Raw genomic sequence first — 18802 nt, forward strand, 5'->3', positions numbered from 1 at the left:
CGTCGAGAACAGCCTCCATTGGGTGCTGGACATGGTCTTCCGAGACGATGAATGCCGCCTGCGTACCGATCATGCTCCCGCAAACTTCACAACCATAAAGCACATCGCTCTCAACCTGATACGAAAAGCCCCCGGAAAGGATTCCTTGCGGCTGAAACGAAAGGTCGCCGCATGGGACGATGACTTTCTGGCAACCCTCATCACACGATAATTAACTCACCCGATTCCCCTGCCACTACCCCTCCTGTTCATGTCGGCCAGTGATGGACCAATGTCAAAGAAACAGGCAAATCTGCTTGATGTCCCGCTCCGAACGCCTGCTCGACCTCATCCAGTGCCTGCGCCGGCATCGCCGGCCGGTGAGCGGACATGTGTTGGCCGACGAGCTTGGGATTTCGATCCGCACACTCTACCGCGACATTGCCACGCTGCAGGGGCAAGGCGCGCCGATCGAGGGCGAGGCGGGTCTGGGCTATGTGCTGAAGCCCGGCTTCATGCTGCCGCCGCTGATGTTCACCGATGAGGAGATCGAGGCCATCGTGCTCGGATCGCGCTGGGTCGCCAAGCAGCCCGACCAGCGCCTGTCGGCCGCTGCCACCAACGCGCTGGCCAAGATCGCAGCCGTGCTGCCGGACGATCTGCGCGAGGATCTCGATGCCTCGACGCTGCTGGTCGGGCCACCGGCGCATGCCATCGAGGGCATCGATCTCGGCACGGTGCGGCAGGCCATCCGCAACGAGCGCAAGCTCGGCTTTCTTTATCGCGACGCCGGGGGTGCTACTTCGCAACGTGTGGTCTGGCCGTTCGCGCTCGGCTTCTTCGACAAGGTGCGGGTGGTGGTGGCGTGGTGCGAGATGCGGCAGGATTTCCGGCATTTTCGCGCCGATCGCATGTCCGGCCTCAACGCCATCGATGCGCGCTATCCGCGTCGCCGCCAGGCGCTGCTCAAGGAATGGCGGGCGACACTCGACAAGCCGCGTGGGTGATGACGGCTACTGCCAGAATCTGACAGTAATCTATTCTAAGTTCAGTACATCGAAACGCTGAACTTTGGAGAACAGATATGACCACGCCGAATTTCGTCATCCTCTACGTCGACCAACCGCTGGAGAGCGGCGCCTTCTACAGTGCGCTGTTGGGGCGCGAGCCGGTCGAAAGCGCGCCGACCTTCGTGCTGTTCGTGCTCGACAACGGCTTCAAGCTTGGCCTCTGGTCGCGCCATACGGTCGAGCCGACGGCTGCCGCGGCAGGTGGCGGCGCCGAGATCGTGTTTGCCCTGGAGACGCCTGACGCGGTCGATGCCACCCATGCCGACTGGTCGGGGCGCGGATTGAAGATCCTGCAGACGCCGACCGACATGGATTTCGGCCGCACTTTCGTTGCGCTCGATCCCGACAATCACCGCCTGCGTGTCTACTGGCTGTCTGACGGGCAACAGGCCAATGGGGAACAGAAATGAGCGCGTATTGGATCGCCGTGGCGTCGGCGCAACATGTCCGGCGCGGCCGGGAGGGCGGCTTCATGCAGGTCAACCACGGCAAGGCGGCCCCTCTGCGCCGTGTCAAACCTGGCGACGGCATCATCTATTATTCACCGACCACAATTTTGGGCGAAAGGGATGGCCTGCAGGCTTTCACGGCAATCGGCACGGTGCGGGAAGGCGAGCCCTATCAAGGCGAAATGGGCGGCGGCTTCACGCCGTTTCGCCGCGATGTCGAGTGGATGGCGGCCGAGGAAGCGCCGATCAAGCCATTGCTCGACCGGCTGGACTTCACCGCCGGCAAGTCGAACTGGGGGTATCAGCTTCGCTTCGGCCTGTCCGAAATCACCGATCACGATTTTCGTCTGATCGCAGAGGCAATGGGCGTCGCGAAGAAGCCTGCAGAGGCTACGGCTTGAGCGCCCTGTAGACGGCGATGCCTGCGGCAAGGTCCTCGAGTGCCGCGCCAACCGACTTGAACAGCGTGATCTCATCAGTGCTCGCGCGGCCCTTCTTCTGGCCGCGCGCCAGTTCATGCAGGTCGGCGAGGATGGCTTCCGGCTTCAGCACGCCCGACGCAAGCGGGATGACGATGTCGCCGGCCTCCTTGGTGGCGCCGGCGCGGGTGTCGACATAGACGCTGGCGCGTGCGATCGCATCGTCGTCGCTTTCGCGCATAGTCGGCGTGAAACCACCGACCATGTCGACATGGGCTCCCGGCTTCAGCAGCGCGCCTTTGATCAGCGGCGTGGTGGCGATCGTTGCCGAGGAGATGATGTCGGCCTCGCCAAGTTCGGCATCGAGATCGGTCGCGGCACTTGCCGCGAAGCCATCGGCGCGCAGATCGGCCGCGACCTTCTCGGCATTGGCCAGCGTCCGGTTCCAGATGCGGATGGTCTTGATCGGGCGCACGGCTGAATGTGCTTTGGCGAGAAAGGGTGACAGTGCGCCGGCGCCGATCACCAGCAGCCTGGAGGCGTCCTCGCGTGCCAGATAGGAAGCCGCCAGCGCCGAGGCGCAGGCGGTGCGCCACTGCGTCAGCCGCTGGCCGTCGATCAGGGCTTCCGGTTCGCCGGTGGCGCCGTTGAGCAGGAGATAGAGCCCCATCACCGCCGGCTTGCCGATGGCGTTGTTGTCTGGCGAGACGGTGACGATCTTGACGCCGATATAGCCGCCGGAAGACGTGCCGGCAGCGTTGAAATCGGTCCAGGCCGGCATCAGCAGCAAGGTCGAGGCCGCACCGTCCGGCCTCTCGACCGCGTGGTGATGCCTGACCGGCTGCACCGCGCCGTCGCGGAAAGCCGTGCGCAGCGTCTCGACCAGTCCAGGAAAGGTCAGCGCATGATCGACCTCGGCGGCCGAAATGGTCAGCATGAAAAGCTCCGTGGAAAGAAAGCCGGCGGCCGGCGGCTCAATTGGTCGGCTTTGGCAATGCTGATCCCTGGGCCGACCCCTGCGGTGCCGATGGCGCGCGGCTGACGGCCTGGCGCAGGTTGTCCGCCTCGACGCCGCGTTGGCGCGCCAGCTTGCGGTAGCGGCCTTGCTTGACCCAGGTCGCCAGGCTGCCGACGACCATGCCGATGGCGAGCGCCAGGAACAGGAAGATGAACAGCGGCAAGGTGAGCGTCAGCTTCGGATTGCCGGGATTGAACGGGTCCAGCGTGAAGGCGACGAGTTCGCGGTTGGCAACGGCCAAGGCAATCAGAATGATCGCCAGGGGCACGAAGACCACGATGAGCATGAAACGATTGAGCATTATGTTTTCCGTCGGAAGCTGGCGCTGAAGCCGCGCTTACTTGCCGCCGTTCAGCCTTTCGCGCAGTTCCTTGCCGGTTTTGAAGAACGGCACCCATTTCTCCTCGACCTCGACGGACTCGCCGGTGCGCGGGTTGCGGCCGGTGCGGGCGGGGCGGTTTTTTACCGAAAAAGCACCGAAGCCGCGCAGCTCGACCCGGTTGCCTTCAGCAAGGGCGTCGGTGATCTCGTCGAAGATCGCGCCGACAATGTTTTCGACGTCGCGCAGGAAAAGATGCGGATTGCGCGTGGCAATAATCTGCACAAGTTCGGACTTGATCATCAGACGGGTCCCCGTGAAAGCAGTGCGGTCGAAATTATGAGGATGATTTTATTGGTTTTTTTAGCTGTCCCAAACGGCGCTCAAGGGTGCCAGACGGAAACGAGGCCGTCAAGAAACAAGCGGTCGGCGCCAAGTTCGTGGATGACATCGCTGCTGGAGTCCGGCAGGCCGAGCGCGCTGCCGGCCATTTTCACCATGGCTTTTGACCACAGGAAGCTGCCGCGCCGGTCCGTGTCCTTCCATTCGACCACCTTGAGCTTGGCATCGACCCCCTTGGTCGCGAGCCAGTCGATCGCTTCGGTCTCCCCGCCGACGGCATCGATCAGGCCGTTGGCGACACCCTGGCGGCCGGTGAAGATCGACCCGTCGGCAAGCGCCAGTGCCTGTTCGTGGGTCATCTTGCGGCGTTCAGCGACGATGCCGACGAACCAGTCGTAGCTGTCGAGGATAAGCTTGCGGACCATGGCGCGCTCGTCGTCATTGGTCGGCTTGAAGGGAGACGGCGAGGCCTTGAGCGGCGAGGATTTCACCTCCTCCAGCTTGACGCCGAGCTTGTCCATCAGGCCGCTGACGTCAGGATACTGGATCAGCACGCCGATCGAGCCGACGATCGAGGTCTTGCGGGCGACAATGTGGTCGGCCGCACTGGCAATCATGTAGCCCGCCGATGCGGCGAGCGTGCCGACTTCGGCCACGACCGGCTTGTCGGCGGCCACCTTGCGCACTTCCTCGTAGATCGATTCACCGCCGACAGTGGTGCCGCCGGGTGAATCGATCGCCAGGATGACGCCTTTCACCTTCGACGACTTGCGGATGTCCTCCAGCCGCTTGATCAGTTCCTCGTCCTCGGTGATCGTGCCTTCGATCCTGACCTTGGCGATGTGGTCGACAGTCGAGCCGCCGAGATCGTCGCGATAAAACCAGGCCGACAGTGCAATCACCCCGAGGGCGACAATGCCGATGGCCGCAACACGCCAGAATGTCAGCTTGCGCCGCAAACGGCGGCGGTCGATCAGGTCGTCGGCTCTCAATGCCATGGTCAGCCTCACAGTCGGCGGGAACGGACGCTTTTAGACCATGATGTCCTTATCGGGAAGCAGTTCCGTCTTCCATATGGCGCGGCAATCCGCCCAAGGCGATCCCAACACTGTCAGTTTTGTGACTGGCCTGCGCAAGGGACGCAAGGTAAGGGGAGAAACGGCGGCGATGAAAAAACGGCGCAGGCGCGTCCATTTCTGCTATGAAGTACCGGCTGTTGTGCTGACCTCGTTTTCGTTTGTACAACGTCTGTTGTCACATTTTTGCGGTTTTCGTGGGCTTGTGCTTGCTTGAGGGCACCGGCCCCCCACCTATAGGCGGTGCTCCCTGGCGGGCAGGGGTTTAGAAGAAAGCAGTCATGTTAGCGCGATCGAATGAACCGACCAGCCCCGAGACGGAGTTGGCTCCCCCGGCGGATGGCTGGACGCGTGGCGATGCGTTCGACCGCGCCCAGCGTCATTCGCGCCGCGTGCGCGTGCTCAAATTCGCCGTGCCCCTGGCTGCGGCGCTGATCGCCGTCGCCTTCCCGGTCTATTCCTATCTCGCCGCACCCGTCTCCGTCGCGGTGCAGGCGGAAGGCGCCGCTTTTTCCAACGGTAAGCTGGTGATGGCCAATCCCAAGCTCAACGGTTTCACCAAGCAGAAGCAGCCCTATTCGATGACAGCCCTACGGGCGATACAGGATGTCGCCACGCAAGGCATCATCGAGCTTGAAGGCATAGACGCCAAGGTGCCGGTCGGGCCGGACAATGTCGCTGCGATCAAAGCCTCGCGCGGGACCTACGATCGCGACGGCAACACGATGAAAATGACCAGTGACGTCACGATAACCACGACCGATGGCATGCAAGCCAAGTTCAAATCGGTCTTCCTCGACATGGGCAAAGGCACTATGAAGACGGATGATCCGGTCGATGTCAGCCGTGGCGGGTCGCAGATCACAGCGAATTCCCTGTCGGTCCAGGACAATGGCAAGGTCCTGGTGTTCGAGAACAGGGTGCGCGTCAATATCGATCCCGCCGCTCTGAAGGCGGCTGAGGCAAAGGGCGAAGAAGCGAATGTGGCTCAATAGTTCAACACGGCTTGCGGCCGCAACTTCCACGCTGCTCCTGCTGGGGATGGCGCCCTCGCTGGCACAGTCCGGTGCCAGTGGCCAGATGTCCGGGCTCAAACTGTCCGGCGACCAGCCGATCCAGATCGAAAGCGACAAGCTGGAGGTCCGGCAAGCTGAGAGTCTCGCCGTGTTCACCGGCAACGTCACCGTCGTCCAGGGGCCAACCCTGCTCAAGGCCGGCAAGATGATGGTCTATTACGTCAAGGATCCCAAAGCGGCGGCCAAGGGCACCGAAGCCGCGGGCGCCGCGATGACCGGCTCCGCCAACATCGACCACCTCGAAGTCAGTGGCAAGGTCTACATCAAGTCGAACGACCAGGTTGCGACCGGCGACAACGGCACTTTCGACATGAAGACGCAGGTGCTGGTCCTGTCCGGCAAGGAAGTGGTGCTGTCGCAAGGCCCCAACGTGCTCAAGGGCTGCAAGTTGACCGTGCAGATGAAAACTGGCCTCGCTAATGTCGATGGTTGCGGGGGACGTGTCATCATGTCGATGACGCCCCCGCCGAAATCGGATGCGCCGAAATCTGGAGCGACGAACCCCTGATGGTCAGCCTGTCATCGCTGACGGCGCGTCTTCCGGGACGAGCCGCAAGCAAGATTTCGGCCCCGGCCACGATCACCGTCGACAAGGCGAAGTTCAAGGGAACCTTGATCGCCAAGGGCCTGACCAAGAGCTACAAGGGCCGCAAGGTGGTCAGTGGCGTCACGTTGGGCGTGCGTGCCGGCGAGGCCGTCGGGCTGCTCGGCCCCAACGGCGCCGGCAAGACGACCTGTTTCTACATGGTCACCGGCCTGGTGCCGGTGGATGAAGGCACGATCGAGATCGACGGCTTCGACGTCACCTCGATGCCGATGTATCGTCGCGCGCGCCTCGGCATCGGCTATCTGCCGCAGGAGGCGTCGATCTTCCGCGGCCTCAACGTCGAGCAGAATATCCGCGCCGTGCTCGAAGTGGTCGAAAAGGACCGCAAGGTGCGCGAGCGCAATCTCGACGAACTGCTCGAGGAATTCCACATCAGCCATCTGCGCAAGGCGCCATCCATGTCGCTCTCCGGCGGCGAGCGACGGCGCCTGGAAATTGCGCGCGCGCTGGCGACGCGCCCGGCCTACATGCTGCTCGACGAGCCCTTTGCCGGCATCGATCCGATCGCCGTCGCCGACATCCAGCAACTGGTGCGCCATCTGACGGCACGCGGCATCGGCGTCCTCATCACCGACCACAATGTGCGCGAGACGCTCGGGCTGATCGACCGCGCCTACATCATCCATGCCGGCCAGGTGCTGACCCATGGCCGCGCCGACGAAGTGGTGGCAAACCCGGATGTGCGGCGGCTTTACCTCGGCGAGGGTTTTACGCTCTGAGCGGTTCACCGTTTCACGGAAATGCCAAATCGCTCGATCGTCCTGGAATCGCTCTGAGCGTGAAATTTGTTTCCTGACACGATTTTTTACGCTTTGCGGCCTGATTTTCGGCGATTTTGCTCCGGGATAACGCTCCGGTAAGCGGCTTTTGCTAGGCTTTGCCTTGACAAGCAAAAGCCGGGCCAGTTTCTATGGCCGGCCGCGAAATTCATTTCCGGTAAGTCTGCGTAGAGGAGGCGTTTGAAACCGAACCATGGCGTTGGCGGCGAAACTACAACTCCGACAGTCGCAGTCGCTGGTGATGACGCCGCAGCTGATGCAGTCGATTCGGCTGCTGCAGTTCACCCATGTCGAACTCGAGCACTTCATCGACGAGGAGATCGAGCGCAACCCGCTTCTGGAGCGCGCCGAGCCGCAGGACGACGCCGCGAGCGACCAGGCGCAGAAGACCGAGGCCGAGCCGCAAGCGGCCGCCGACGGCGACTGGTTCGAGAACGAGGCCGGCTGGAGCGCCGAAGCGATCTCGGACAAACTCGATACGTCACTGGAGAACCTGTTTCCCGACGATCCCGGCACCAGCGAGCGGCTCGGACCCGACCTGACGGCGCAATGGAAATCGGCTTCCGGCAATGGCGGTGGCTCCTCGTCCGAGGGGCTTGACGCCGGCGACATGGCGGCGGGCGCCATCACCTTGCGCGACCATGTCGGCGAGCAGGTCGCGCTCGCCTTCGCCGATCCCGTGGCGCGGCTGATCGCGGCCGACCTCGCCGACGGGCTCGACGAGACCGGTTATCTACGCGCGGACCTGGCCGAGGTCGCCGCGCGCCTGGGCACCGACGCTGCCACGGTGGCCAAGGTGCTGGCGGTGTGCCAGGCCTTCGAGCCGGCCGGGCTGTTCGCCCGCGATCTTGCTGAATGTCTGTCACTGCAGCTTGCGGTACGAGACCGTCTCGATCCGGCGATGAAGGCCCTGGTTGCCAATCTCGAACTCCTGGCGCGGCGCGATTTCCAGGCGCTGAAGCGGATTTGCGGCGTCGACGAGGAGGATTTGCTCGACATGCTGGCCGAGATCCGGGCCCTCGATCCGCGCCCGGGCATGGCGTTTTCGGGCGGCGCCAGCGACGCCATCGTTGCCGATGTCGAGGTGCGTGCGGCCAATGACGGAAGCTGGACCGTCGAACTCAACGCCGAAACGCTGCCGCGTGTGCTGGTCGACCATATCTATTTCGCCCAGGTCTCGCCGCACGCGAAGAACCAGGCGGAAAAGGATTTCCTGGCCGAGTGCCTGCAAAACGCCAACTGGCTGACGCGCAGCCTCGACCAGCGGGCAAAGACGATCCTCAAAGTGGCCTCGGAGATCGTGCGTCAGCAGGATGCGTTCCTGGTCCATGGCGTGCGCCAGTTGAAGCCGCTCAATTTGCGCACGGTGGCGGACGCCATCGGCATGCACGAATCGACTGTCAGCCGCGTCACGGCCAACAAATACATGCTGACCCCGCGCGGCGTGTTCGAATTGCGCTATTTCTTCACCGCTTCGATCGCCGCGTCGGGCGGCGGCGACGCGCATTCCTCCGAAGCGGTGCGGGATCGCATCAAGCAGCTGATCGACGAGGAGAAACCCGTCGATGTGCTGTCCGATGACGCGATCGTCGACATGCTCAAGGAGAGCGGCGTCGATATCGCACGGCGCACGGTCGCCAAGTACCGGGAAGGCATGAATATTCCGTCTTCCGTGCAGCGCCGGCGCGAGAAGCGCGCGTTGGCCAGCGCCGGCCGCTAGAGGAATTCCAGGAAAAGTGTGGTTTTCCATGCGGAATTGCGTCAAGACAAAGAGATGGAGCGGTTCGGCGTTTTCCGTGAAACGATGAACTGCTCCACGAGCTTGCGATTTTCCACAGCTTTCGAGCTTCATTGACAAGCCGTGGGGAAGTGGCTAGAAGCCCGCCCGCATGAGACGGGCCCGATGCCCGCTAGCGGATGGTCCGTCACGACAATGGCCTCGGGACGGTCAAAAGGGCGGCTTGTGATCAACCGGAAAGTTCGGATTTAAATCGGCGCGAGTGACGCCGCAAAGCTTGTGCGCACGGATCACGAGTATAAACTCAGGCCAGTTTGAAGCCTGAGCAAGGAAGGTCAGTTTTCAGATGAATCTGCGCATATCGGGAAAACACATGGATATCGGCGATGCGTTCCGCACACGCATCAACGATCGTGTCGGCGAAGCGATCGGCAAATATTTCGATCGCGGCTTTGCGGGACACGTCACCGTCATCAAATCGGGCTCGCGCTATTCGGCGGACTGCATGATCCGGCTGGATTCCGGTGCCTCGCTGCAGGCTACTGGTGATGCCCAGGATCCGACGCTTGCCTTCGAGGCCGCAGCCGATCGGCTGGAGACCCGGCTTAGGCGCTACAAGCGCCGTCTCAAATCGCACAATTCGGGCAATGGCAATGGCGAGTTGACCGACATCGCCTATACGGTGATGGCGCCACTTGCCGATGACGACGAGGAGATCCCGGAGGATTTCGCGCCGGCCATCGTCGCCGAATCGACCATGACGCTGAAGACCATGTCGGTGGCCTCGGCGGTCATCGAACTCGATACCAAGGACAGTCCGGTGTTCGTTTTCCGCAACGCCGGAACCGACCATCTCAATATCGTCTATCGCCGGCCCGACGGAAACATTGGCTGGATCGACCCGTCCACGACCAAGGTCGCACAGGGATAAAAGCCAGCCGCACGAGGGGTGGGGACTGGTGACGGCAGGCGAACAAGGGATTTTCAAGCATGGATCTGAGCGATCTTATCAGCGTTCCGGCGATTTTGCCGGCGTTGAAGGCGAACTCCAAGAAGCAGCTTCTGCAATTGCTGTCCGAACGGGCAGCGGCGATTTCGGGCATTCCGGAGAGGGAAGTGTTCGACACCATCCTGCAGCGTGAGCGGCTGGGCTCGACCGGCGTCGGCAATGGCATCGCCATTCCGCATGGCAAACTCGCCGGCGTGAAGCGGATCGCCGGGGTTTTCGCCCGGCTGGAAACGCCGGTCGATTTCGAATCGCTGGACGACCAGCCTGTCGATCTGGTGTTTCTGCTGTTGGCGCCGGAAGGGGCGGGCGCCGATCATCTCAAGGCGCTGTCGCGCATCGCGCGCGTGCTGCGCGACGCCGACACGGTGGCCAAGGTCAGGGGAACGCGCGACGCCACGGCGATCCACGCGCTGTTGTCGGACACGCAGGCCTCGCACGCCGCCTGAAGCCGGATTTTTGGATGAGATCGCCAAGGGCCGCCGTGAGCGGCCCTTTTCGTTTCAGCCAACCGATCGCCAATTTTGACGCAATTCCGAACGGAAAACCGCCAAACACTTTTCCTGGAATTGCTTTAGTGAATAGCGACCGTGGTCAAGTCGTTTTCCATGGCGCCGGCCAGAGCGCGGTCACGCGCATCGGACAGCAGGATCGGCTGGCCATTGGCGGCAAACAGCGCCCACAGCTCCATGCCGGGCGCGATTTCACCGAGATTGGGGAAACGGCCGAGCAATTCGTCGCTCGAGACCTTGCGCAGATAAGCGACCGAGCCCTCGCCGAGATGGGCGAATTCGCCATTGGTCATGGTGATCGTTTCAGTTCTGGTCATTTCAAGCCTCCTTGGCGCGAGGACGCCGCTCAAGGCCATCCCGCATGAGAGCCATCGGTAAAGATCAGTCTTTCACCGATATGTTTATTTTCCGTACCAGCCGTTCGGACTCCGGCCGATCGAGGTCGATCGACAAAAGGCCGTTTTTCAACTCCGCCGCGATCACCCGCATGCCGTCGGCCAGCACGAAACAGCGCTGGAACTGCCGCGCGGCGATGCCGCGATGAAGAAATTCGCGCTCGGTGTCGTCGGTCTGACGGCCGCGCACGACCAGCTGGTTCTCCTCCGTTGTGACATCGAGATCGCTTTCGGCGAAGCCGGCGACGGCGAGCGTGATGCGCAGCCTTTCGGCCTTGCCGTCGGCACCGCTGAGCCGTTCGATGTTGTAGGGAGGGTAGCTGTCACCGGATTTCGCCAAGCGCTCCAGGGTCTTTTCCATGGCGTCGAAACCAAGGAGAAGCGGGCTGGAGAAAGGCGTCATTCGGCTCATGTTACACTGTCCTCTCAAGAGCGACATAAAGTGGAAAAACCCAAGTGGCATTTTTCCCGATGCTCTTGATATGGTCCGCCCCGCGACCAAGTTCAAGCCATCAGAAGACCCGCCCAAAAAGACCAGGCCTTGGACTCACAGGAATAATCGACATGGCGCTTGAAACGACGCGCGGATGCAAGGAGAAGCGCTGGGGTCGTCCTTCAGGCGTGCTCTCGATCCGGTGAGCTCACGGCCAGCCAAACAAGGAATTGAAATGCCCCAACCACGCAAGATCATCATCGACACCGATCCCGGCCAGGACGATGCCGTCGCCATTCTGCTGGCGCTCGGCAGCAGCGAGCTGGAGATCGTCGGCATCACCGCCGTTGCCGGCAACGTGCCGCTGAAATTAACCGAAAAGAATGCCCGCAAGATCTGCGAACTGGCCGGCCGGCCGGAAATCAAGGTCTATGCCGGTGCCATCCGTCCCCTGGCACGCACGCTGGTCACCGCCGAGGAAGTGCATGGCAAGACCGGCCTCAACGGGCCGCAACTGCCCGAACCGACGATGAAGCTGCAGGAGCAGTATGCGGTCGACTTCATCGTCGAGACGCTGATGAAGGAAGAGAGCGGCACCATCACGCTTTGCCCGCTCGGGCCGCTGACCAACATTGCGCTGGCGCTGATCCGCGAACCGCGCATCGCGCCGCGCATAAAGGAAATCGTGCTGATGGGCGGCGGCTTCTTCGAGGGCGGCAACGTCACCCCTGCGGCCGAATTCAACATCTATGTCGATCCGCAGGCCGCCGATCTGGTGTTCAAGGCCGGCATTCCGATCGTGATGATGCCGCTCGACGTCACCCACAAGGCGCTGACCACCACCAAGCGCACGCAAGCCTTCCGCGCGCTCGGCACCAAGGTCGGCATCGCGACCGCCGACATGCTGGAGTTCTTCGAGCGTTACGACGAAGGCAAATACGGCACCGATGGCGGGCCGCTGCACGACCCCTGCGTCATTGCCTATCTGCTGAAGCCTGAGTTGTTCAAGGGCCGCAACTGCAATGTCAGCGTGGAGACCGCCTCGGAACTGACCATGGGCATGACCGTGATCGACTGGTGGGGCGTGACCAAACGTCCGAAGAACGCAATGGTGATGCGCGACATCGACCATGACGGCTTCTTCGCGCTGCTGGTGGAGAGGCTGGCGCGGCTGTGAAAACTCCCTTCTCCCCGTTTACGGGGAGAAGGCCCCGGCAGGGGGATGAGGAGCGGCACAAACGTTGATACCTTGCCTGCATCCTCGGCGCTGCCCCTCACCCGATCGCTTCGCGACCACCCTCCCCCCGTAAACGGGGCGAGGGAAGGGGCGATGTTACTTCGACCTTGAAAAGGCCAGCCACAGGCCGCCGCCGACCAGGAAGCTGCCGCTGATCCTCGACATGAGCTTGATACGGCTGGCCGACAGCAGGCGACCGGCGCGGCTGGCGGCGAGCGCGTAGGTCGAATCCGACAGGGCGGCGAAGATCATGGCGGTCAGGCCCATGACGACGATCTGCAGTGTATAATTGCCCTGCGGCGCGATGAACTGCGGAAAGAAGGCGCCGAAGAACACCAGCGTCTTGGGATTGCTCAGCGCCACAGCCAAGCCCTGCAGGAAGAAGCCGCCGCGCGGCTTCCTCGCGGTGCCATCGGCGTTCAACGTGCCCTTGGAGCGGAACATCTGTACGCCCATCCAGATCAGATAGGCGGCGCCGATCAGCCGCACCCATTCGAACCAATGGCCCATGCCCGCGATCAGCGTGTTGAGGCCGATGCCGACAATGGCGATCATGACGGCAAGGCCTGCCTGTGTGCCGGCGACATTGGCGAGACCGGCGCGGGCGCCATGGCGAATGCTGTTGGCGATGATCAGCGTGACCGTCGGACCGGGCACAAGGATGATGACGATGCAGGCGAGGACATAAGCGGCGTAGAGTTCCAGCGACATGACTTTTCCCTTGGAATGCTGTCGATCCAGCAGGCGACAATCAATGCATGGCGACAGCCTCCGCGCAAGCCATACGCGAAGCGCCGGGCCGTTACACGCGCGTCAAGCGCCGGTTTGCCAGGGCAGCGTCGCCTCATAGGCGGCGGCCGCCCTCAGCACGGCGAGGTCGCCGCGCGGCCGGCCGATCAGCTGCATGCCCATTGGCCGCCCTTTGTCGTCGAAGCCGACCGGCACATTGGCCGCCGGGCAGCCGCCCAGCGTAGCAAAGGCTGAGACCTGCATCCAGCGGTGATAGCTGTCCATTGCCCGTCCGGCGACCTCGCTTGGCCAGTGCATGCCGACATCGAAGGGGAAGACCTGCGCGGTGGGCAGGGCAATGAGGTCGAAGCGGTCGAAGATCGACAGCAGCGTGCGGTGCCAGGAGGTGCGGATGACCGAGGCCGCGCGGATCTGCGGCGCCGTCAGCCGCATGGCGTTCTCGACTTCCCAGATGGCTTCCGGCTTCAGCAAGCGGCGCCTGTAAGGGTCATCGTAGTGGACCTTGAGGGCGCAGCCGCTACTCGCCTGGCGCAGCGTCACGAAGGCTTGCCACAGCGCTTCGAAATCGAAATCCGGCAGCAAGGGTTCGGCTGGGAAGGATGCATCCGCAAACCGGCCAAGTGCCGCCTCGCAGAGATCGAGGATGCCCGGTTCGACCGGCAGATGGCCGCCGAGATCGCCGAGCCAGGCGACGCGGCCGCCCGTTGCCGGCGTTGCAAGCCCTTCGAGGAATGAGCCTGGTTTGTCATAGGACAGGGGCGCCTGCGGATGGTAGCCGGCCTGCACGTCGAGCAGCAGGGCCATGTCGGCGACGTTGCGGCCCATCGGCCCCTCGACGCCCATCTGCGCATGAAAGACCTCGAAGTCCGGGCCGCCGGGCACAAGCCCCTGCGACGGGCGGAAACCGTAGATATTGTTCCAGGCGGCGGGATTGCGCAGCGAACCACCAAAGTCGCTGCCGTCGGCGACAGGCACCATGTCGAGCGCCAGCGCCACCGCCGCACCGCCGCTCGAACCGCCGGCGGTGAGTGCCGGATCGAAAGCGTTCAGCGTCGGGCCGAAGACGTTGTTGTAGGTGTTGGATCCCAACCCGAATTCGGGAACATTGGTCTTGCCGATGATGATGGCGCCGGCGTTGCGGATGCGCTCGACGAAGAAATCGTCTTCCTGCGGCACGAAATCGGCAAAGATCGGCGAGCCGAAGGAGGTCCTCAGCCCCGTGGTCGAGGCAAGATCCTTGATGGCGATCGGCAGGCCGAAGAGCGTGCCGGCGTCGCCATCGGCCCGCCTGATATCGACCGCATCGGCTTCGCGCAGGATGTCGCCGCGGTCGCGCAACGAGACGATGGCGTTGACCAGCGGGTTGACCGCCTCGATGCGGTCGAGGAAGGCCGTCACCACCTCGCGCACGGACAGTGTCTTGCGACGGATCGCGTCGGCAAGCTCGATGGCCGACAGGCGGCAGATATCGCCAGCCGGCTGCACGGCATGTTTCGTCCGGGGGCGCGTCATTTCAGCTGGCTTCCTGCAAGGCCTGATCGACATCCTTGGCCAGCGGGATCGCTGGTTGAGCACCGGGCTTCAGGCAGGCCAGCGAGCCGGCCGCACCGGCGCGCGCCAGTGCCTTGTCGAGCGCAAGGCCGGACGACAGGCCGGCAGCGAAGTAGCCGCAAAAGGTGTCGCCTGCGCCGACCGTGTCGACAGGCGTGATCTTCATGGCCGCAACGGTCAGGAAATCACTCGGCGTCGCCGCCATAACGCCGTCGCCACCGAGCGTGACGACGATGGTGCTGCCTGTTTTCGCGGCGAAGTCGCGCATGCGTGCCGCCCGGTCGCGGCCCTTCAACGCCAGCGCCTCGCCATAGAGGTCGAACTCGGTCTCGTTGGCGACGGCATAATCGGCCTTGCCCAGGAAAGCCGCCGCATCGCCCTGGAAAGGAGCGGTGTTGAGCACAGTGATGGCGCCGGCAGCCCGTGCCTGGTCGAGTGCGGCTTCTACGGTTGCCAGCGGGATCTCGTGCTGGAGCAGCACGACATCGCCCTTTTTCAGAAAGGCCTTGGAGAGGTCGCCGGGCACCACGGAAGCATTGGCGCCGGGAACCACGGCGATGATGTTCTCGCCGTCGTCGCCGACCATGATCAGTGCCGTGCCGGTCGAGGCGAAGGTTTCTCCCACGCCTGATAGGTCGACCTTGGCCTCGCGCAGCAATGACAGCGCCTCGGCGGCGAAACTGTCCTTGCCGACGGCGCCGACCATGCGCACAGGGACACCGGCGCGCGCGGCAGCCAGCGCCTGGTTGGCGCCCTTGCCGCCCGGCGCCGTGGCGAAACCGGAGCCGCTCACCGTTTCGCCGGGGCTCGGCAAGCGGTCGACGTTGGCGATAAGGTCGAGGTTGATCGAGCCGATGACGACTATCAAGAAAGTGCCTCCCTGCCAGCGCTGGCCGGAAATCAGGATCGACTTTCGGAAAGCACGATGTGGATCGAGATCCACGATGTGGATCGAGATGGCGAGGTGCGCCGGTGCATCAGTATGAATGCACCGTCACCCCGGTTGCCCGGGAAGCTAGCGCGTCATGCGATGACTTGCCAGACCATGTGGATATCAAAAGGTGATTTGTCGCCTCACTCGCAGCGCACGGTGACGATGCCCTGATAGGTGCCGGCGGGAAAGATACCGCTCGACTTGGTGGCGGTGAGATCGACCTGCATGGGGTGGGTGCCGTTGACGACCCTTTGCGGTACGCTGCCGTTGACATCGACCCCCGAGCCATCGAGGCGGAAGACCGAGGCGAAAGTGACATTGGTGCTGCCGCCGCTCGGCGCGGACGAGAATGCGGCAGGTGCCGGCGCTGAAACAGAATAACAGTCAAGCAAGTTAAGTAGCGAGCACAGCAGCGAGTTTGCCACCACGGTGGCGCTGGCGCTTGATCCGCCTGCCTGCTTGGAGCCCAGTATGCCGATGGCGGGATTTGCGGTCATTGTTCCCGATGCCCCGACCATGATGGTGCAGGTGCCGATGATCGCCGCTTGCACCGGAAGGCAGAAGCCGGCAAATGCTGCCATCGCAAGCAGCGCGCGGTTATTTCTTCTTCTTCTTTTTCTTGCCATCGCTATTTCCGGTCCTGAGGCTCCAGCCTTCGTTGGCCCATCCGGGTGATGCGGCCGTGGGAGCAGTGGTGGCAACGCTTGCCGTCGTGCCGCCGTCGACATTGACGCCCATCTTCAACAGCTTCAGTTCCATTTGCAGGCGCTGCACCTCGAGTTCATAGAGTCGGCTGCAGTCGAGACGCTTTGGTGTGCGGCCGATCGGGATCACCACGCGGCCGTAGGTGGCGACGTCGTTGTTGGACTGGCTGTTGCCCCTGATGACGCCGAGATCGAGATAGGCGCCCGATCCGGAGACCGCGGAACGGCAAGTGGTGCCGTCGGCAGCGTGGACCTCGTCCTGGCCCTGGGGCAAGGTGACGCCGGGCAGATTGAATCCGGTCTCGTTCTGGTTGAGGTTGTAGACATCTTGGGCCAGAGCCGGCGCAGCGCTTGCCACGGCAACCGCGAGTGCCAGCGTCAGGACTTGCGATGTCCAAAGAACTTTCCGCATATCTGTGCCTTTATCTGGGTCTGCTGATTGGGAAAGGGGATGCTTTCGGTACAGATACGCACTTTACGGTCCGGGGCGCCGTCGAAGGGCACGACCACAAGGACGGGACGGGACGCCTGCGAAGCCAGCTGGAAGACACTGGGAGAGATTTTGGCTTCCACCGGCTGAAAGTCCTGATCATAGACGTGAACTTCGATCTTGATCTTCTGGTCGTAGGGATTGGCCGGGAAAACGCGGACCGCGAAGACGTCGGTGAAACTGTTGACCTCGCCGCGCATCGGCGACATCGACTGAGCCGCCGCGGCAACAGGGATCAGGCCGACGACCAGCGCCGTCGCCAAGGTTCCAGAAAATGTCAAGGATGCCTCCTTCCCGAGGGCTATTCGCAGCGCACCGTCACGGTTGCCTGATAGTTTCCGGAGGCGAAGCGGTTGCTGCCGCCCTTGGTGCCGGCGAGGTGGACCGTGACGAGATCGGCGCCGGGCGCGGTCAGGCTGGTGGCCGAGCCTGTCTCCGCGATCGTGTGGGCACCGCTCGCCGAATAGGTTGGTGTCCAGGTGATGGCCGTGGTGTCGGCGGCCGGCACTGTGGTCGTGGTGACCGGATCGACGCTCAGCGACACACCGCCGGTGGTGGTGAGCGTGACCGTCCCCGCCGAGCCACCGCTGTTATGCGAGCTCAGTGATTGGAGATCGGGACTCACCGTCATCGTGCCGTTGGTGACGACCACCAGCGTGCAGGTCGCGGTGATCGTGCCGTTGAAAATGACATTCTGCGTCGTGGCCAACGCCGCCTGATTCACACAGACGACCAGCATGGCTGCACCGACGACAGTGCGAAACAACCTCATCGAGACCTCCTATTAAGCCGGATTGCCCGAATTAATATGGGTCATCATCGCTTTATCGTGGTTAATTTAGGGTAAACTAAAATGGTTAGTTGAAGTAGCTGTTGCGCAACCCGTGGGTTGTCGTTGGTTGCAATAAAGAAAAACGACACAGAATTATTATAAATACTTCCAGTTTATAAGGGATATATAGATTTATACGGCAATAACTGGAAAATCGATATTCACGACGACACTTGCCCCGCCTCCCAACCCAGGATGGCGCGCTTGCGGGTCAGGCCCCAGTGGTAGCCGGTGAGGTCGCCGGACTTGCCGATGGCGCGATGGCAAGGCACCACGAAGGAGAGCGGGTTGGCGCCATTGGCGGCACCGACCGCGCGGCTGGCGCTTGGCGCGCCGATGCTGGCGGCGATCGAGGAATAGGTGCGGGCCTTGCCCATCGGAATCTGCAGCAGCGCCTCCCAGACACGAACCTGGAAGTCGGTGCCGATCATGACGACATGCAGCGGCTGGTCGGGGCGCCACAGTGACTGGTCGAAGATGCGCGCGGCGTAGGGCCCGGTGGCAGTCATGTCCTCGACATAGGTGGCGTTCGGCCAGCGGCTGGACATGTCGGCGAACGACGCACGTTCTTCGCCGGGGTCGCTGAAGGCGAGGCCGGCAAGGCCGCGGTCGGTGGCCATGATCAGGGCGGTGCCGAAAGGCGAGGGGTGATAGCCGTAGCGGATGGTCAGCCCGGCACCGCGCGTCTTGTAGTCGCCCGGCGACATCGCCTCATGGGTGACGAACAGGTCATGCAGCCGGCCGGGACCGGACATGCCCAGTTCGAACGAGGTTTCGAGCAGCGGCATGCCGGAATCGAGCAGCCGGCGCGCATGGTCGAGCGTCACCGCCTGCAGGAAGGCTTTTGGCGACAGGCCAGCCCAGCGGGTGAAGAGCTTTTGCAGGCCGGTCGGCGTTTCGCCGACCTCCTCTGCAAGCTCCTCGAGCGAAGGCTGGTCGCGATAATCGAGGCTGATCTTCTCGATGGCGCGGCGCACGATCTCATAGTCGCTGCCTTGCGGCGTGATGTCCTTTTTGAGGACTGCTGTCTGTGTGCTCATCGAACTGTCTCCTTGCCCAGGAATATCGCCCCTTGGGGCGCCGTTC

General features: G+C 62.8%; 25 protein-coding genes. 11 read left to right on the forward strand and 14 right to left on the reverse strand.

Features of this window, described 5'->3' with window-relative positions; genetic code table 11:
• From AC1D05_RS32855 to AC1D05_RS32870, 4 genes are all read left to right on the forward strand, one after another.
• On the forward strand, positions 1–211 hold a 211-nt coding region (locus AC1D05_RS32855), incomplete at its 5' end, for a transposase (RefSeq protein ID WP_477446747.1).
• Positions 212–299: 88 nt separating this feature from the next.
• Positions 300–986: a helix-turn-helix transcriptional regulator gene (locus tag AC1D05_RS32860; RefSeq protein ID WP_477446749.1), complete on the forward strand. Its 687-nt coding sequence runs from the start codon at positions 300–302 to the stop codon at positions 984–986.
• Positions 987–1063: 77 nt separating this feature from the next.
• A complete protein-coding gene (locus AC1D05_RS32865; protein ID WP_477446751.1) occupies positions 1064–1459 on the forward strand; it encodes a VOC family protein in 396 nt (131 codons plus the stop codon).
• Positions 1456–1899 carry an EVE domain-containing protein gene (locus tag AC1D05_RS32870; RefSeq protein WP_477446753.1) on the forward strand — a complete coding sequence of 148 codons (444 nt, stop codon included), beginning with the start codon at positions 1456–1458 and terminating at the stop codon, positions 1897–1899. The genes AC1D05_RS32865 and AC1D05_RS32870 overlap by 4 nt, the downstream gene beginning before the upstream one ends.
• Here AC1D05_RS32870 and lhpI read toward each other — a convergent pair.
• The 4 genes from lhpI to sppA all read right to left on the reverse strand — a co-directional run bounded on the left by lhpI (position 1889) and on the right by sppA (position 4594).
• Positions 1889–2854, reverse strand: a complete 966-nt coding sequence (gene lhpI, locus AC1D05_RS32875; protein ID WP_477446755.1) for a bifunctional Delta(1)-pyrroline-2-carboxylate/Delta(1)-piperideine-2-carboxylate reductase — start codon at positions 2852–2854, stop codon at positions 1889–1891. The two genes, AC1D05_RS32870 and lhpI, sit on opposite strands and share 11 nt — an antisense overlap.
• Before the next feature lie 37 nt (positions 2855–2891).
• Positions 2892–3236 (reverse strand): DUF1049 domain-containing protein, encoded by a 345-nt coding sequence (locus AC1D05_RS32880; RefSeq protein WP_477446756.1) that lies wholly within the window; start codon positions 3234–3236, stop codon positions 2892–2894.
• Positions 3237–3272: 36 nt separating this feature from the next.
• The gene (locus tag AC1D05_RS32885) at positions 3273–3557 is read right to left on the reverse strand and encodes an integration host factor subunit beta (RefSeq protein WP_006200394.1); all 285 of its coding nucleotides are present in this window, start codon (positions 3555–3557) and stop codon (positions 3273–3275) included.
• An 80-nt stretch (positions 3558–3637) separates the two neighbouring features.
• Positions 3638–4594 carry a signal peptide peptidase SppA gene (gene sppA / locus AC1D05_RS32890; protein ID WP_477446758.1) on the reverse strand — a complete coding sequence of 319 codons (957 nt, stop codon included), beginning with the start codon at positions 4592–4594 and terminating at the stop codon, positions 3638–3640.
• A gap of 359 nt (positions 4595–4953) precedes the next feature.
• Here sppA and lptC point away from each other — a divergent pair, with 359 nt between their 5' ends.
• From lptC to ptsN, 6 genes are all read left to right on the forward strand, one after another.
• Positions 4954–5667 carry an LPS export ABC transporter periplasmic protein LptC gene (gene lptC / locus AC1D05_RS32895; RefSeq protein WP_477446760.1) on the forward strand — a complete coding sequence of 238 codons (714 nt, stop codon included), beginning with the start codon at positions 4954–4956 and terminating at the stop codon, positions 5665–5667.
• The gene (locus AC1D05_RS32900; RefSeq protein ID WP_477446762.1) at positions 5654–6256 is read left to right on the forward strand and encodes an LptA/OstA family protein; all 603 of its coding nucleotides are present in this window, start codon (positions 5654–5656) and stop codon (positions 6254–6256) included. Before lptC ends, AC1D05_RS32900 begins: the two co-directional genes overlap by 14 nt.
• Complete coding sequence (gene lptB, locus AC1D05_RS32905; protein WP_477446764.1) at positions 6256–7074, forward strand: LPS export ABC transporter ATP-binding protein; 819 nt, start codon at positions 6256–6258, stop codon at positions 7072–7074. The genes AC1D05_RS32900 and lptB overlap by 1 nt, the downstream gene beginning before the upstream one ends.
• Positions 7075–7327: 253 nt before the next feature.
• Positions 7328–8854: an RNA polymerase factor sigma-54 gene (gene rpoN, locus AC1D05_RS32910; protein ID WP_477446766.1), complete on the forward strand. Its 1527-nt coding sequence runs from the start codon at positions 7328–7330 to the stop codon at positions 8852–8854.
• 364 nt (positions 8855–9218) lie between these two features.
• Positions 9219–9803: a ribosome hibernation-promoting factor, HPF/YfiA family gene (gene hpf / locus AC1D05_RS32915; RefSeq protein WP_027043252.1), complete on the forward strand. Its 585-nt coding sequence runs from the start codon at positions 9219–9221 to the stop codon at positions 9801–9803.
• A 59-nt stretch (positions 9804–9862) separates the two neighbouring features.
• A complete protein-coding gene (gene ptsN / locus AC1D05_RS32920; RefSeq protein ID WP_027031063.1) occupies positions 9863–10327 on the forward strand; it encodes a PTS IIA-like nitrogen regulatory protein PtsN in 465 nt (154 codons plus the stop codon).
• Positions 10328–10452: 125 nt separating this feature from the next.
• Here the strand turns inward: ptsN and AC1D05_RS32925 are convergent, their stop codons facing one another.
• Both AC1D05_RS32925 and AC1D05_RS32930 read right to left on the reverse strand, forming a co-directional pair.
• Entirely contained in the window at positions 10453–10707 is a 255-nt protein-coding gene (locus tag AC1D05_RS32925; protein WP_013529590.1) for a BQ00720 family protein, read from the reverse strand.
• Between the two features lie 64 nt (positions 10708–10771).
• Positions 10772–11197: an Hsp20 family protein gene (locus AC1D05_RS32930; protein ID WP_013893014.1), complete on the reverse strand. Its 426-nt coding sequence runs from the start codon at positions 11195–11197 to the stop codon at positions 10772–10774.
• A 256-nt stretch (positions 11198–11453) separates the two neighbouring features.
• Here AC1D05_RS32930 and AC1D05_RS32935 point away from each other — a divergent pair, with 256 nt between their 5' ends.
• On the forward strand, positions 11454–12395 hold the full coding sequence (locus tag AC1D05_RS32935) for a nucleoside hydrolase (RefSeq protein ID WP_477220147.1): 942 nt from the start codon (positions 11454–11456) through the stop codon (positions 12393–12395).
• A gap of 156 nt (positions 12396–12551) precedes the next feature.
• Here AC1D05_RS32935 and AC1D05_RS32940 read toward each other — a convergent pair whose 3' ends face one another.
• From AC1D05_RS32940 to AC1D05_RS32975, 8 genes are all read right to left on the reverse strand, one after another.
• The gene (locus AC1D05_RS32940; protein WP_477446768.1) at positions 12552–13166 is read right to left on the reverse strand and encodes a LysE family translocator; all 615 of its coding nucleotides are present in this window, start codon (positions 13164–13166) and stop codon (positions 12552–12554) included.
• 102 nt (positions 13167–13268) lie between these two features.
• Positions 13269–14717: an amidase gene (locus AC1D05_RS32945; protein ID WP_477446770.1), complete on the reverse strand. Its 1449-nt coding sequence runs from the start codon at positions 14715–14717 to the stop codon at positions 13269–13271.
• A gap of 1 nt (position 14718) precedes the next feature.
• Positions 14719–15624 carry a ribokinase gene (locus AC1D05_RS32950; protein ID WP_477446772.1) on the reverse strand — a complete coding sequence of 302 codons (906 nt, stop codon included), beginning with the start codon at positions 15622–15624 and terminating at the stop codon, positions 14719–14721.
• Between the two features lie 206 nt (positions 15625–15830).
• Positions 15831–16271 (reverse strand): hypothetical protein, encoded by a 441-nt coding sequence (locus AC1D05_RS32955; RefSeq protein WP_477446774.1) that lies wholly within the window; start codon positions 16269–16271, stop codon positions 15831–15833.
• Positions 16272–16287: 16 nt separating this feature from the next.
• Positions 16288–16806, reverse strand: a complete 519-nt coding sequence (locus AC1D05_RS32960; protein ID WP_477446775.1) for a hypothetical protein — start codon at positions 16804–16806, stop codon at positions 16288–16290.
• Entirely contained in the window at positions 16773–17093 is a 321-nt protein-coding gene (locus AC1D05_RS32965) for a hypothetical protein (protein ID WP_477446876.1), read from the reverse strand. The genes AC1D05_RS32960 and AC1D05_RS32965 overlap by 34 nt, the downstream gene beginning before the upstream one ends.
• A 92-nt stretch (positions 17094–17185) precedes the next feature.
• Complete coding sequence (locus tag AC1D05_RS32970) at positions 17186–17656, reverse strand: hypothetical protein (RefSeq protein WP_477446777.1); 471 nt, start codon at positions 17654–17656, stop codon at positions 17186–17188.
• A 221-nt stretch (positions 17657–17877) separates the two neighbouring features.
• Entirely contained in the window at positions 17878–18756 is an 879-nt protein-coding gene (locus tag AC1D05_RS32975; protein WP_477446779.1) for a methylated-DNA--[protein]-cysteine S-methyltransferase, read from the reverse strand.
• Between the last annotated feature and the right edge of the window lie 46 nt (positions 18757–18802).

The organism is Mesorhizobium sp. P2_E9 (assembly GCF_056403815.1).